The organism is Sediminicola sp. YIK13 (assembly GCF_001430825.1).
GTDB lineage: Bacteria > Bacteroidota > Bacteroidia > Flavobacteriales > Flavobacteriaceae > Sediminicola.
This window is the reverse complement of record NZ_CP010535.1, coordinates 2,387,479-2,401,882: the sequence shown is the minus strand read 5'-3', so window position 1 is coordinate 2,401,882 and position 14,404 is coordinate 2,387,479. Positions and strand designations below refer to the sequence as shown.

General features: G+C 37.8%; 12 protein-coding genes. 6 read left to right on the top strand and 6 right to left on the bottom strand.

Annotation, left to right across the window (positions count from 1 at the left end; translation table 11 throughout):
- Positions 1 to 21: 21 nt before the first annotated feature.
- Positions 22 to 1,521 carry an aldehyde dehydrogenase family protein gene (locus tag SB49_RS10635; RefSeq protein ID WP_062056399.1) on the bottom strand — a complete coding sequence of 500 codons (1,500 nt, stop codon included), beginning with the start codon at positions 1,519 to 1,521 and terminating at the stop codon, positions 22 to 24.
- A 169-nt stretch (positions 1,522 to 1,690) separates the two neighbouring features.
- Here SB49_RS10635 and SB49_RS10630 point away from each other — a divergent pair, with 169 nt between their 5' ends.
- Together SB49_RS10630 and SB49_RS10625 are read left to right on the top strand one after the other, a co-directional pair.
- The gene (locus tag SB49_RS10630; protein ID WP_062056397.1) at positions 1,691 to 2,611 is read left to right on the top strand and encodes an AraC family transcriptional regulator; all 921 of its coding nucleotides are present in this window, start codon (positions 1,691 to 1,693) and stop codon (positions 2,609 to 2,611) included.
- 213 nt (positions 2,612 to 2,824) lie between these two features.
- Positions 2,825 to 3,502, top strand: a complete 678-nt coding sequence (locus SB49_RS10625) for a class I SAM-dependent methyltransferase (RefSeq protein WP_062056395.1) — start codon at positions 2,825 to 2,827, stop codon at positions 3,500 to 3,502.
- A gap of 174 nt (positions 3,503 to 3,676) precedes the next feature.
- Here SB49_RS10625 and SB49_RS10620 read toward each other — a convergent pair whose 3' ends face one another.
- Positions 3,677 to 4,870, bottom strand: coding sequence for a porin (locus SB49_RS10620; RefSeq protein WP_235537740.1), 1,194 nt, complete (start codon positions 4,868 to 4,870; stop codon positions 3,677 to 3,679).
- A 289-nt stretch (positions 4,871 to 5,159) separates the two neighbouring features.
- Between SB49_RS10620 and SB49_RS10615 the strand changes: the two genes are divergently transcribed.
- From SB49_RS10615 to SB49_RS10605, 3 genes are all read left to right on the top strand, one after another.
- On the top strand, positions 5,160 to 5,999 hold the full coding sequence (locus SB49_RS10615; RefSeq protein ID WP_062056391.1) for a universal stress protein: 840 nt from the start codon (positions 5,160 to 5,162) through the stop codon (positions 5,997 to 5,999).
- Positions 6,000 to 6,175: 176 nt separating this feature from the next.
- Positions 6,176 to 6,997, top strand: a complete 822-nt coding sequence (locus tag SB49_RS10610; protein ID WP_062056389.1) for a universal stress protein — start codon at positions 6,176 to 6,178, stop codon at positions 6,995 to 6,997.
- 221 nt (positions 6,998 to 7,218) lie between these two features.
- Positions 7,219 to 8,466: a cation:proton antiporter gene (locus tag SB49_RS10605; RefSeq protein WP_162254208.1), complete on the top strand. Its 1,248-nt coding sequence runs from the start codon at positions 7,219 to 7,221 to the stop codon at positions 8,464 to 8,466.
- A 70-nt stretch (positions 8,467 to 8,536) separates the two neighbouring features.
- On the opposite strand, the gene SB49_RS10600 is transcribed toward SB49_RS10605, so the two are convergent.
- The 4 genes from SB49_RS10600 to SB49_RS10585 form a co-directional block, all read right to left on the bottom strand.
- Complete coding sequence (locus SB49_RS10600) at positions 8,537 to 9,181, bottom strand: class I SAM-dependent DNA methyltransferase (protein ID WP_062056385.1); 645 nt, start codon at positions 9,179 to 9,181, stop codon at positions 8,537 to 8,539.
- A 129-nt stretch (positions 9,182 to 9,310) separates the two neighbouring features.
- On the bottom strand, positions 9,311 to 10,129 hold the full coding sequence (locus SB49_RS10595; protein WP_062056383.1) for a CPBP family glutamic-type intramembrane protease: 819 nt from the start codon (positions 10,127 to 10,129) through the stop codon (positions 9,311 to 9,313).
- Between the two features lie 358 nt (positions 10,130 to 10,487).
- A complete protein-coding gene (locus SB49_RS10590; RefSeq protein WP_062056380.1) occupies positions 10,488 to 12,059 on the bottom strand; it encodes a hybrid sensor histidine kinase/response regulator in 1,572 nt (523 codons plus the stop codon).
- A 508-nt stretch (positions 12,060 to 12,567) separates the two neighbouring features.
- Complete coding sequence (locus tag SB49_RS10585; RefSeq protein WP_235537739.1) at positions 12,568 to 13,257, bottom strand: hypothetical protein; 690 nt, start codon at positions 13,255 to 13,257, stop codon at positions 12,568 to 12,570.
- Positions 13,258 to 13,342: 85 nt separating this feature from the next.
- Here SB49_RS10585 and SB49_RS10580 point away from each other — a divergent pair, with 85 nt between their 5' ends.
- Positions 13,343 to 14,404 carry a hypothetical protein gene (locus SB49_RS10580; RefSeq protein WP_235537737.1) on the top strand — a complete coding sequence of 354 codons (1,062 nt, stop codon included), beginning with the start codon at positions 13,343 to 13,345 and terminating at the stop codon, positions 14,402 to 14,404.

Below are 14,404 nucleotides of genomic sequence, written 5' to 3'. Positions count from 1 at the left end.
CCTTTCTTTATGCATTGAACATTAAAAGAATCCTAATTTATTCTTATCATAAGAAATGAGCATGTTTTTGGTTTGACGGTAGTAATTGAGCATCATTACATGATTTTCTCGTCCAAATCCTGATTTTTTGTATCCCCCAAAAGGTGCGTGTGCAGGATAGGCATGGTAACAATTTACCCAAACGCGTCCAGCTTTAATTGCCCTGGGTATTTGGTACAATTGATGGGCATCCCTTGTCCAAACCCCTGCGCCAAGTCCATAAAGGGTGTCGTTTGCTATTTCTATAGCTTCCGCTTCATCTTTAAATTTGGTGACACATACGACTGGTCCGAAGATCTCTTCTTGGAAAACCCGCATCTTGTTGTGTCCCTCCAAAATAGTTGGTTTTATATAAAAGCCTTCCGCTAAGTTGCCATCAAGTTTATTGGCATCTCCACCGGCCAGAACTTTTGCCCCTTCTTCTTTACCTATTTTCAAATACGATTGTATTTTTTCGTATTGATCATTGGAAGCTTGGGCCCCGAGCATGGTATTCACGTCATAAGGATCGCCTTGGATGATCGCATTGGTTCTTGAAACAACCCGCTCCATGAAAGCGTCGTAAATATCTTCCTGAACCAACAATCTGGATGGGCAGGTACATACCTCTCCTTGATTAAAAGCAAATAATACGGCTCCTTCTATAGCTTTGTCTAAAAACGCATCGTCTTCATCCATCACACTATTGAAGAACACATTGGGGGATTTGCCGCCAAGCTCCATGGTAACGGGATTTAGATTTTTTGAGGCATACTGCATTATGAGTTGTCCTGTGGTTGTTTCACCTGTAAAGGCCACCTTATCAACACGAGAACTGGAAGCTAAAGGCTTACCAGCCTCGGGGCCAAAGCCATGGATGATATTGACAACGCCCGGGGGAAAGACGTCGGCAATTTTTTCCATGAGAAGAGTGGCCGTAGATGGTGTCTGTTCGGCGGGTTTTAAGACGACGCAATTCCCGGTGACCAAGGCAGGAGGTAATTTCCATGAAAGCATTAAAAGGGGGAAATTCCATGGGATGATCTGGGCTACCACTCCAAGAGGTTCTTTTATATTCATGGATAAGGTGTTGGCGTCCAACTCAGATGCCGACCCTTCCTCTGAACGAATACAAGCAGCAAAATAACGCCAATGGTCTATGGCCAAGGGAATATCGGCATTAAGCGTTTCGCGGATGGGTTTTCCATTGTCACAGGTTTCCACTAGGGCAAACTCCTCTAAATGCTCTTCTATTATATCGGCAACCCTATATAACAGGTTGGAGCGTTCCGTTGCAGAGGTGTTCCCCCAGGCTTCTTTTGCTGCATTGGCGGCGTCCAAGGCCAGTTCAACGTCTTCTTTTTGGGAACGCGGATATTTTGCAATTAAACTATTGTCTATCGGGGATGTGTTTTCAAAGTACTCCCCACCAACTGGAGGCTGAAACTTGCCGTTGATGAAGTTGGAATATTTTTCTTTAAATTTAGGTTTAGAATAAGACATATCTTTATATTAATTGTGAACAACACATTATTTGCATTAAATAATTACATATTACTTAATATTTATAAAGTTAAAATATCAAATTCTAATTTTATTGAACGTATTTATTATATTTTTGAACATAACTATTATAGCGACGTTTTCAACGTACTATTTCGTACTATTTACTATGAGCCAGTTATTGAACCATCACAAGAGTACCCGAAAGCTCACCACATTAGTGGAGAATAAAACGACCTATAATGCCGCATATGCCGAACTTAATGTCTATGAAACCCATGCCTTTGCAGAGCAAGTTTCCCTAGAATTCGATTTTCCTATTATAGCCAGCATGCTCACCGGAAAAAAAGTGATGCATTTAAATGGTTTGGATCCTTTTGGTTTTTTCCCTGGGGAATCGGTAGTTATGCCCGCGAATCAAAAGATGGTGATCGATTTTCCCATTGCTTCCGAAACGTCGCCAACACAATGCTTGGCATTGGGAATAGACGCTTCTAAAATTGAGGAAGTGGCAGAAAAATTCAACCACCAGGTGGCCATTGAAAATGAAAATAACCACTGGGAATTAGACAATTCGGCTTCCCATTTGATCAATAACACCGATGTCAATTTATTAATAGAGCGTTTGACTTATACCTTTACAAATAATAATAAGTCTAAGGATGTATTATTGGACCTAATGATTCAGGAACTCATCGTGAGATTATTACAAACCAAGGCAAAGTCGCTTATTTTGAGCAATACGAATCAATTATTTAATGACACTCGGATGGGTATGGTCATAAAATTTATAAAAGAAAATCTGACCAATAAGGATATTACGGTAGACCTTCTGGCTAAAAAAGCACACATGAGTGCCTCCCACTTTCATAAAAAGTTTAAAAATACCTTGGGGATATCGCCCATTGATTATATCAATTCTGAAAAAATTAAGTTTTCCAAAAAATTGATCAAAGAAGGAAGAGATTTCAGATTGTCTGAAATAGCATTTAAATCTGGATTTAACAATACCAGTTATTTCAATAGACAATTTAAAAAGCATGAATTGATCACCCCCACAAAATTTATGCAATCTATATCGTCTACCTAATTAGATTCAATATCGAATTTAATTCTACGAGAACTGTCCTATAGAGGTCAGGTGTCCGACGATATAGCACCCCTAGGCTTTGGCACTTTGGCATTTTTCAATAGGCTGCTTGTTATTCAAATCGTTTATTTTAAGATATAATCTGTACGTTTGTTTTACAGTTTCTATGGCGTACCTATGATTTTATGGGTAGCATAGACTAAAAGAGTGTACATGGACAAGAAAGAACATGGGATCAAAGGAATAAAGAAACCATGGCCCACCAAAAAAGCTATGGCACAGGTTTATGAGTTGAATCTTTGGGGAGGTGGCAAGTCTAACTTTTATTCGGGGGCAGGGTCGCATCATCCCGAGATAGTAAACCCATATATAGAGGTGCTAACATCATTCTTGACGTCTTTTAAAAATCCACTCGTGGTATGCGACTTAGGCTGCGGAGATTTTAATGTAGGAAAAGAATTGGTAAGGCATACTAAGAAGTATGTTGCGGTAGATATAGTACCAGGCCTAATAGCGCATAATAAAGAGAAATATCAAGAAAAAAATCTGGAATTCCATTGTTTGGATATTGCGGTGGATGATTTGCCAACCGGAGATTGTGCCTTAGTACGACAGGTACTACAACATTTATCTAATGCAGAAGTACAACGTATAGTGGGTAAGTTGACTAAATTTAAATATGTTGTATTAACTGAACATGTACCTGCAGGAGATTTTATACCCAATAAAGAGATTATTTCAGGCCAAGGGATTAGACTAAAGAAACAAAGTGGGTTAAACGTATTGGCCCCGCCATTTAACTTTAAGGTAAAAGAGGAAAAACAATTAGTAGCTGTGAATTTAAGTGATGGTGAAGGGGTTATCGCAACAACACTTTATACGGTATTTTAGACGATATCAATTTATAAATAATCAATGTTCCCAGTCACCAAGGTTCGCAACATACGGTACACTCATCCTGCATCAATTTAGTTATCAGTCCAACTATTCTGGAAGATAAATTTTTAAATAACAAATGCTGCCCAAATTGGGCAGGATTTGTTATGTATCACCACCTTATGCTGTTTAAAAGTTCAATTGTGCCTGCAGCCTCAATAAATTTCCTTCCTGCACATTGATAGGTTTCAAAAAATCCTCGTATCTCCTTTTTGAAATGGTATAATTGGCTACTAATTCAAAATTCTTAAGCGGTTGCCATTCAAATCCTATTTCAAAATCATTGACCTTGTAACTTCTCGCATCTCTTTCGTACTTTTTCCCTCCATCATAATACTGATATCTTGCAAAAGGAATCAATGTCTGTTCGTTGAAATCCAATTTATACATGAATTGGGCGTATCCACCTTCCAAACTTGAATTTTCAATTGTTGAGGTGGTGGGATTAAATTCTGGTCCTTTCCCTATATTATACTCCGTTTGAAAACCAAAGGGTTTGGGGTAAATAATAAAAGAAGCGGCTATTCTTTGATCCAAATAATTTAAATCCTCATTGGCATTTAGGACACCTGTGCTCAAATTGGATTTTAAAAGAACATACTGGCCTGTATACCCTTGTATTCCTGCTTCAATGATTTGGTTCTTCACTTTAAAGGGATAGGTAGCCCTTGCTACAACATGTAGATCGTTATTTGCTTCCGGATTGTTTGCACCCTGCCCATTGTAAGCACCAAAACCAACTATGCCATAATCCCCGCTACCTTTTAATCCAGACTTAACAAGTTCAGAAAATAATTCTCTATATTTTTTAGGGGCCCAATAGAAGAAAACGCCCAGATCCCTTTCGTTGGCCACGGCACTGTTTAAAGCATCATTTCTATCCAAAGGAATCCTATTCTGACTTGATTGCATATTCTCAAATCCGTATGGGATTTTGCTTTGCCCGATTCTGAACCTATATTCATTGTCTTTGTCCAAGCCAATATCAAAATAGGCGTCCCTTAATTGGGCAAAATGTAACCGGTCCGAGCTTGCGCTACTGGCAAGGTCTGGTTGAACATAAAAATAAACTTGTTTACTAACTTGTCCGTATAAAATGACCCGCATACGTCTAAGGAAAAATCCGCCATCCTTCCCCCAGGATCTATCGCACTGTTCACAACCTAAGTTTTCGTTTGTTTCCAATAATCTGTTATATCGTACTTGGGTGTAGCCTCTTATGCCAATGTTGTCATACCATTTTTTATCTATTTTGGCGGGTATACTTTTATTTTCAGTTGTGGTTTTCACAGTATCTATTTGTGCATTTGATTTTAATGCCATTAAGACTATTATGAGAGCAGTAATTTGATATTTAGAATTCATGATTTTTATCTTTTAGAAATTGGGCGAATGTAGTACACAATTTGAAGTTTCAATATTAAGTAATTGTTATGTTTTAACTTGCCTTACTACAGGCAGATAGCGGCCAATTTACACCTGATTTCAGAACCTTTTTTGCTCTAATTGGGACTGACTCTTGTTATTTTATACGAGCCGGACTGACGATTGTCATTGTTGTCTCTTTATAAAAAAAATATATTTCTGTTCACAGATTTCAATATTCTTAATTATGAAACGAAGAATACTTTGTCCTACAGATTTCTCAAACAATGCTCAAAACGCAATTGATTACGCGATTGAACTATTTAAGGACGAAACCTGTGTATTTTATATTCTCAATACCTATAGGGTAGGAGGCTATACGCTGGAGATGGGTACTGGTAGAGAATTGGAGGAATCTCATAAAAAATCGATCGGGGGCTTAAAACTTACCCTTGAACAGATTTCAGATGGTAGTAATGCCAAAAACCATAAATTCCACAAAATCTCTGAATGCGGTACCCTTATTGAAACCATGAAGAACATTATTGATAAACAGGATATAGATTTGGTAGTCATGGGGACCAAGGGAGCAACCGATTCCCGATTGGAAATCTATGGAGGCCAAACCGTACTTGCCATGGAAGAAATCAGAAACTGTCCGGTACTCGCTATACCGGCAATGACTAAATATAAAGAAATAAAGGAAATTGTATATCCAACGAACTACAGGTCAAGTATCAAAAGACGGCAATTTCAGTACTTGGCAGACATAGCAAAAATCTCCAATGCTTCAATCGCCATAGTAAATGTCATTAAAAAAGATGAAGGTCTGGATGAAGAACAAATAAATCATCAAAATCTATTGAAAGATTATTTTGAAGGATTGGACTACTCTTTTCATACCATAAAAGATAAAAATGTACAAAAAGGAATTAACTCATTCATACAAAGTAGAGGGAGTGATATGATTGCCTTTAGGAATAAAAAACACAGTTTCTTTGGAATGATTTTATCGCGACCCATGGTGAAAAACCTTGGCTATCATAGCACTATTCCCATACTGGCGCTTCATGAATTTAGAAGTTGATGTCAATAAATTTTTAAAGGCCTTCAAGGTATTATGGTGCCTCTATCCAGTAAAACGAGCAAAATGGGATTGATGTATTATTTCCATTCCCATTCGTGTTTGTTCTATGATGGATGTCATAGGATACAAATGAACAGTAGGATATTTTTAAGTATCGAACCTAAAAACAGTCTACTATGAGAATTTTAATACCAACAGATTTATCCGAATTATCAAAGGTAGCCATCCGGTATGTGGTAGATTTTAGTAAGGATACGGAGGTGACCCTTATTTTACTTCACATAATAGACATCAATGCCCCTGGAATGGCCAGAATAGGTTCCAAAAAACTTGGGGAGGCCATAAAAAACAGTTCCGAGGAGGGAATGAAAGATCTTGTGGCATCTATTAAAATGGAAAATAGCAATAAGATAGATATAAGTTATAAAATTATTCACAGCTCTTCCATACAGAAAGCAGTGGAAATAGCCGCATTGGAAAATAAGATCGATTTGATCTGTATAGGAACTAAAGGGGCTAGTGGCCTAAAAAAGATGCTCTTTGGCAGTAATGCCGCTGGCATCATTGAAAATAGTAGCATACCTGTCCTGACCATTCCCGAATTTGCGGAATATAAACGCCTAGGGCATATGGTGTATTCTACCGATCTTCAGCATGTTAATGAAGAAATTGCTTCCGTTATCCCTTTTGCGAAATTAATGGATTCATGGATACATGTCCTCCATATCAATAGGGGCAAGGAGGGTTTTGAAGGAGATTTGGAAGAGGAGGAAGAGCGACTTAGAAAGGAATTTTCCTATCAAAAAATAAAGTTCAGGGAATTTAAAAGCAGCTCTATCATAGAAGGGATCAATAAATTTATTTCCGTTGTGGAGGCCGATATGGTTGTGATGTTCACCCACCATACCAACTTTTTAGAAAAAGTATTTCAAAAGAGTGTCACGCAAAATACGGCATTCCAAACCAGAATACCGCTGCTAACGTTTCAAAAGGAGTAATACATCTTTTAAGCGTGGAATGAAAGCGGTGCGCGTATCAGGTTTTTCCACCCAGAGACATAAATATTCATGTACTCCTTAAGAATGCGATAGCAAAAAACAGGGTGTTCCAGATCCGTGGATTTCTAAGATCTAAGACACTACGATGCCATAATTAAAGTCCAACCGGTTAAAAAACTAACGTGCATTACCTAAGCGAAAGCCACATTTTACTTTTTCTAGTGCAAATCCTTGTTCTCTTGGGGTTGGCAAGGACACTGGGTGTATTCTGTGAGTCCGTGAAGATTCCTGCCATCGCAGGTGAGATTCTGGCTGGGGTCATTTTGGGCCCTACATTGCTCGGTCGGGTAGCTCCAGAATTACAAAACATGCTATTTCCCCATAACGAGCCCCAGTACATCATGTTGGAAACGGTTTCTTGGCTGGGAGTTTTCTTTTTATTGCTCTCATCGGGCTTTCATGTAAATGTACAGCAAGCGCTACGCAGTGGTCGTGCCGCCATCCTTATCGGTATCGTTGGGGTATTGTTTCCCATCGCCGTTGGTTATCCTGTGTTCAGCACTTTGGATCCTGTCTATTGGGGAGACGCGGCAACATCAATCTCGTTCCCTCTTTTTTTGTCCGTGGCAGGATCAATAACAGCCATAACCGTGGTGGCCAGGGCCTTAGGGGATCTTGGTATAAACAAAACGCCCGAGGCCTCCCTTGCGCTTTCGGCCTGCGCCATCAATGATATATTTGGATGGCTATTGTTTACTATGGTGATGTCCTTGGTAACGGCCCATTCCATGAGTATTATTGATCTGGGTGGCCAGGCATTATTGGTAATAGGCTTTATTGCCCTAAGCATTGCCATTGGGGCCAAAATATTGAATTTTGCCATAAGGCGTGTCCAAGCTACATCATTGCCACAGCCCGCAGCGGCACAGACGCTTATCGTGAGTGTTGGTTTGCTTTGTGGGGCCATCACACAATGGATGGGAATCCATGCCATTCTGGGATTCTTCCTGGCCGGTACCATGGCGGGAAGTGCAAAAAGGGTCACTGAGGATCTTCGCAACAGTGTGTCGGACACCTTGCACGCCATTTTTGTGCCTCTTTTTTTTGCCACCCTAGGCCTTAAGATAGATTTCTTGGTCGGTTTGGAATTGTGGCCTACGGTACTCTTTTGTGCCGTGGCTATTTTGGGGAAATTTGCGGGGGCCTGGTTAGGCGCAAAATTGGGAAAACAGTCCCAGAAAACTTCTGTTTTAATGGGCTTGATCTTTATTCCCGGAGGGGCCATGGAGATTGTGGTGGCCACCCTTGCCATTGAATTGCAACTTATAGGGCAGGCAATTTTTGTGGCCATCGTTTTTTCGGCCCTCCTATCTTCCATTCTCGCTGGGCCACTGATCGGGATTCAGGCACGTCGTTTAGGGTTAGGGAAACTTAAAGGAAATGTGGGGACCAAAATAATAGATGTGTAGTGGATCTGCTAAACTATGGATTTTAGCCAATGTTGTACAAGGGTATGGCTATGGCGCGTATTGATGTAGTCTAGTTTGTGTTGATGCTTGTGTTTTTTCTGAAGACAAAGGATATAAGTCTTGGTATTTCCTTTTCAGAAGTATCGTCAAACCACTCTGTCAATTCAATCAATTCAAAACCGTTATTTTTTGCTTCATCAATATATTCCGAAATGTGGTGCATATAAACTTCTAACTCCTGGGTTCCATTTTCGGGTTGGTATTTTGCTTTGCTCCCAGAATATTGCTTGAAGGGATGCAGTTCGCTTATGAAGAAAACACCTCCATTCTTTAATTTCTGATTTGCCTGATTAAAAATATGGTTCAAATCATCAATGTGTTCAAGCGTAAGGCTTGACGTTACCAGGTCTGCAAATTGATTTTCGATTTCCCACTCTTGGTTGAGATCAGCTCTTTTAAATATAGCTCTATTATCAGTAATTTTCTCCTTGGCAATAGTCAACATCTCCTGGGAGAAATCTAGGCCGATCACCCGCTCAGCTTTACTCAAGAGCCAGCCAGTATTTTTTCCTGTTCCGCACCCTAGTTCCAATACATGTTTAAACTTGTATTTCGATAAAGTCTCAATAGTTGCTTTTATGTCTAAATCACGGGTCTTATTCGCGTTGGTATCGTACTGCCCGGCCCAAGAGTTATATGCTTTTTCAATACTCATTTCTATTTCTTCTCAATTATGCGAACAATCCCATGTATGAGGTGTTGTCCGTTAAGTAACTAATGTAGCAAATAAGAACCGAAATATATCCCAAAGCATTGGTATTCATGAGTATCCAATAGCTGTCAATTAATTATCCAGGATGTTGGGATTTTTTCTATGGGCATATTTCTTGCGATTTGTAAATATGATGATTCCAGTGGTGACTAGTAGAAGCGCACAAAATACCCAAATTGGATATTTATTGCCCAAAATAAAAACAGGGAATATGGGAAAAGCCTGTCCGAATCCATTGAGTAATTGATGATGCACATGAACATAAAATAGACTTTTCCTTGTTTTAATGTAGATCCAACCCAGAATAAATGTTTGAGCTATGACGATACAAGTAAATTCAACTAATCCGTACCCAGCTTGATGCCCGTCAGGGAATAAGAAAAGGGGTATATGGAATAGCCACCAAATGGGAATAAGTAATAAACAAGATTTTACAAATTCATATTTTTCTAAAAAGCGATCGAATACAATTCCCCGCCAAACCAGTTCTTCTGTGTTAATGACCAGGTACATTGAAAATATGATGAGGCCGTTGCTCGTTATATTGCCTAATGTGAAAGCCTCAGGCCAATCTGTGTTGGACAACTTAAGCCCTATTAAGGAGCTAAACAAGCTCAGGATAATTGGAAAAAAAATTGCGAATAAAACAATGAAGAGTGAAGCTTTTATTTGAAATAATCTTGAAAAAAAGGATTTTAACCCTGTCTTTCCTTGGGCTTTGTAAATGAATAGAATTGCACCTAACATTGGGCCGAGGGTCATCAATAGATCTACACTCTCTAGAAATTTAGGAATTTTTATCCCATATGCTTTAAGAAGTTGCGGCAATACCCCAATCCAGGAAATGGTGAATACGGTAATTAGTAGACCTTTGAGATTAATGTTTTTCACAATTTTTAAATAGTTAGGGTTACATTTTATCCGAATAATTTAATAATTGTGGTTTATACCAATGCAATTATAGTAAACTAATTTAGGTCTTTTTGGGGAGCGTAGGATTAGTTTGGGATCAATGAGGAAATTATCTTCCATTGAAGGCCAACTACGCCATATATTCAAGTGGCGTTTAAAAAAGGGATTGACCACTCAGATTAAAGTAGGGATAAATTGGTAGTTTTTTTGGAAATTGGATCTGTAAATTAATGTTCTGATATCAGGTTTCTGCTCAAGTTGTACTCCTGGAATTTAAGCTTGGCATGGGCAGAATTGTCTTCCCAGGTTTATTAGTGCTCTCAGAATAGGCAATACGCTATATATCTTCCAGTACCAGGGCCATGATATGGGTTAGGTCTTCCAGGTTAAATGGCTTTTTCATTAAATAATCAATTCCAGATTTATAAAATTTAACTTTATCTGCGTTTGATACGTTAGCGGAGCAACCAATGATTTTTATTTGTTTGTTCCTCTGTCTTATTTGTGAAACCAGTTCACAACCATCCAATTTTGGCATATACCAATCAGATAGCAGTAGATTGAAATTTCCCTTATTGAATTTGTCCAATGCTTCTTCTCCATCCACGGCTAATTCATAATTGGTAATACCAATATTCTCGAACATGGCTTTATAGACCATGGTAATAAAATTGTCATCTTCTGCTACTAAAATGTTCAGTTTGGAATAGTCTAAACCTGTTAAATCAATTTTTTCTGTATCCTCATCCTTGAGTTGATCATCGGAGACTTTTTGGGCTTGTATGGTAAAGTAGAATGAGGTGCCTTGGTTGATCTTACTTTCCAACCAGATTTCGCCCCCCATTAACTCTATTAGCCGCTTATTCAATGCCAGACCCAAACCAGTTCCCTTAACTTGGTCATCTTTGGTTGATTGTTCAAAGGGTTGAAATATCTTGAAGAAATGCTTTTCGTCAATACCACGTCCGTCATCTTTTACGCAAAACAAGAGATTCCCCTTTTTATTGGTGGTATTATCACCAACCGAGATTTCTACGTGTCCACCGCTTTCTGTGTATTTGATACTGTTTGAGACCAGATTTATTAGAATTTGAGATAATCTGATTTTATCTATTTCATAGGCATTGGTGGTCAAGGTATTATCCACACTCATTTTTAATCCTAGAATTTCGGTTTCACCCTTGAAGGAGGTCTCAATATCCTTTAATACTTTATTTATTAAATATGGGGATTCATTTAGTTCGATGGAGAACATATCAATTTTTTGATAATCCAACAAGTTGTCAATCAAATGCTTTAAATGGTCCAAGGAGTATTTTGTGATATCTAGCAATGAAGACATTTCCGGATATGCCTTTTTCTTGTTTTCAAATAAACTAAATGCTGCAATTATGCTGGTTAGGGGCGTTCTGAGCTCGTGGCTCATCATTGAAAAAAAGAGTTCTTTTGACTTTTTGGACTGGATTGCTTTTATTGTTGCTTCCTTCTCCCTGGTTATATCTGTATGCGTACCCGTAAAACGGATAACATTTCCTTCCGAATCCCTCTTCATTATACGTCCCCTATCAAGGATGTAAAGCCATTGTCCATTTTTATGCTTCATCCTATGGATGTTCTCATAAAAATCTGCTTCCCCAGCTATATGGCTTTGAATATCCTTAAAACACTGTTCAATATCATCGGGGTGAACTCTTGAAGACCATTCACTCAGTTCGTTTTTTATTTCCCCAAAGGTATAACCTAGCATCGCACACCACTGTTCATCAAATACCACTGCGTTGGTCATAGGGTTCCAGTCCCACATACCCAACCTGGTCCCTTCAAGCACCATTTTAAATCGCTCCCTTTCTTCTATTAATTTGTCATACTCTTGCCTTTTTATTTCTATCATTCCTTGTAACTTGCTCATGAGGATTCACAATTTATTTTGTAAAATAGTGATAAATTGTTTATTTGTAAAAATAGGTTCTATTTATAATTTAAGGGCGACATGGATTTCTGTGTGGATTTAATGTGTCTGGCAAGGGCAGTTCTGTAGATCAGTGAATTTGTTTTGGTCTTCACCAAGAACTGTTATTTAACCAAAAGACGTACAAAATGGAAATTGACAGTGCTTTAGCACTGATTTTTTTCACAAGAAACAACAGAAAAGGTTTTACTAAACTGGCTATCTATGCCAGAAGAACGGTCAAATGGCCAAACTACTAAAACAGTCCAATAAAAAGACCATTTTGTTGGGCTTGATAATTGTAGAGGATATCAGCAATATTTAAAATTTGGTAAAGGTTGGCAGACAAGAAAAAGAACAAAATCTTCCCATCCGATCATGAATACATTAAGGAGAAAATTGAATTAGTTTTTAGGTTCGTAGTTAAATATTGCACTTCTTTTTTAGAAAAAGCAGACCACCTTTTAGGTTAACGCAAGACCTTAAAATGATCTAATTGAATATCGTCCAACCCTTTATCGTCGAAAGGATATTCTAGATCATCCTGAATATTATAAAGTGAAATTAGTATGAATTCGGTTAGAATCACTACAAAATATACCGCAAAGGGATTATAGGTTTCACCGATATTGAATATAATTGTCGGGGCATAAATCAGCGGAAAGATATAAATAAATACCTTGCAATAGGCTTTGAGACTCATGGGTGTTCTATGCATATGAATCCCGTTCAAATTATCAATGGCCTCGTGAAGGTCACACATATATTTGAATAATTTATCCTTTAAACTTTTAGATATAGTTTTCCTTCTGGAATGAATAAATTCGAAAACTTTTTCAACTTCTTCATCCAGATCTTTAATACTGCCTTCACGACTTTTTAGATGCAATATTGTTTTATCCTCAATATTTTCCAATAGTAGTTTTAAACTAGCCTCCTCCTTGTCCAACAATGTACTGGTCGTAATAAAATACTGAAGTGTTTTCATGGCACTACGGTATTTGCTTAAATGTTCCAATGCCTTTTCCCTTCTTCTAAAAGAACCCCTTATAGTAAATACTAGCGGGAAAATTATGGCAATACTCAATAAAGTTAAATCAACATTGAAATTTATATTGTAATAATAGCAGAAAGATACAGAGGCCATGGAAATGGCCATTACTATCAACGTTTTATAATTTAGAGAAGTAAGGTATAGTTTAATAGCTTTATTTTTAATACTTTAAAGGTAAAGTTAAGGTTAAATGGGAAAGATACAAACTAATCTGAGACTACTTGTCATCTGTTTTTTTATACCCTTATGCTGTATTGGTCAAGTTGAGGATTCCAGTAAAAAATTGGGTAAGGTTTCAAAACTGTTCAAAACGTCAAAAATACTACCAGTACAAATGGAGTACAGTAATCGTGACCTTAAAAAACTAACCAATGATAGTACCTATATAAATACATTACTAACGTATAGGGATGCCGAAACACTTGACACATTACCGCTAAGGATTAGGGCTAGGGGTAATTATAGGCGTAAGAACTGTTATTTTTCTCCGGTTAAAATGAAAATAAAAAAGGACGATGCCAAAAAGACATTGTTCAAAGGAAATAAGGAATTGAAATTAGTACTACCCTGTTTAAAAGTGAGAGATGCCAATGATGACGTTATCAAAGAGTTATTGGCCTATAAACTTTACGAAGTAGTATCCCCATATCATTTTAAAACTAGGCTTTTGGATTTTACACTCAGCGAATCAAAAGGGAAGAAGATAGAAAAACATAGAATAAAGGCTTTTTTTATTGAAGATATGGATGAGCTGGAAGACCGATTTGGCGGCAAGACCATGAAAAGAAATGTACATCCGTTACAACAAGACTCCTTAAGCTCTATCCGCAATTCTTTTTTTCAATACATGATCGGTAACACAGATTTCTCTACAGGCTATCAGCATAATCAAAAACTTTTGTTCCTAAACGGTTTTTCAATACCTATTCCCTATGATTTTGATATGTCTGGTTTATGTGATACAAGCTATTCCGTAGTATCTCAGATAGATGGGTTGGTATTGCCGCTTGAGTCTGTTACAGATAGATTGTATCGAGGCTTTAAAAGATCGAACGCTACCATGTTCTCCATCCGGGATGAGTTTTTGCAAAATCGATCAAACATGATGGCAATACTAGAGGATCATAAGACCTATTTTGAAAATCCGGACGAATATCAGAAATCTAAAAAATACATTTTAGGATTCTTTGATATTCTCGCAGATTCCGACAAGTTCAAATCAGAAATATTGGATAACCGTCGAGATAAATAA

Bases quoted from the DNA above. Each gene is read 5' to 3' on its own strand.
- SB49_RS10635 (WP_062056399.1), bottom strand. From the start codon at position 1,521: ATGTCTTATTCTAAACCTAAATTTAAAGAAAAATATTCCAACTTCATC.
- SB49_RS10630 (WP_062056397.1), top strand. From the start codon at position 1,691: ATGAGCCAGTTATTGAACCATCACAAGAGTACCCGAAAGCTCACCACA.
- SB49_RS10625 (WP_062056395.1), top strand. From the start codon at position 2,825: ATGGACAAGAAAGAACATGGGATCAAAGGAATAAAGAAACCATGGCCC.
- SB49_RS10620 (WP_235537740.1), bottom strand. From the start codon at position 4,870: ATGGCATTAAAATCAAATGCACAAATAGATACTGTGAAAACCACAACT.
- SB49_RS10615 (WP_062056391.1), top strand. From the start codon at position 5,160: ATGAAACGAAGAATACTTTGTCCTACAGATTTCTCAAACAATGCTCAA.
- SB49_RS10610 (WP_062056389.1), top strand. From the start codon at position 6,176: ATGAGAATTTTAATACCAACAGATTTATCCGAATTATCAAAGGTAGCC.
- SB49_RS10600 (WP_062056385.1), bottom strand. From the start codon at position 9,181: ATGAGTATTGAAAAAGCATATAACTCTTGGGCCGGGCAGTACGATACC.
- SB49_RS10590 (WP_062056380.1), bottom strand. From the start codon at position 12,059: ATGAGCAAGTTACAAGGAATGATAGAAATAAAAAGGCAAGAGTATGAC.
- SB49_RS10585 (WP_235537739.1), bottom strand. From the start codon at position 13,257: ATGGCCATTTCCATGGCCTCTGTATCTTTCTGCTATTATTACAATATA.
- SB49_RS10580 (WP_235537737.1), top strand. From the start codon at position 13,343: ATGGGAAAGATACAAACTAATCTGAGACTACTTGTCATCTGTTTTTTT.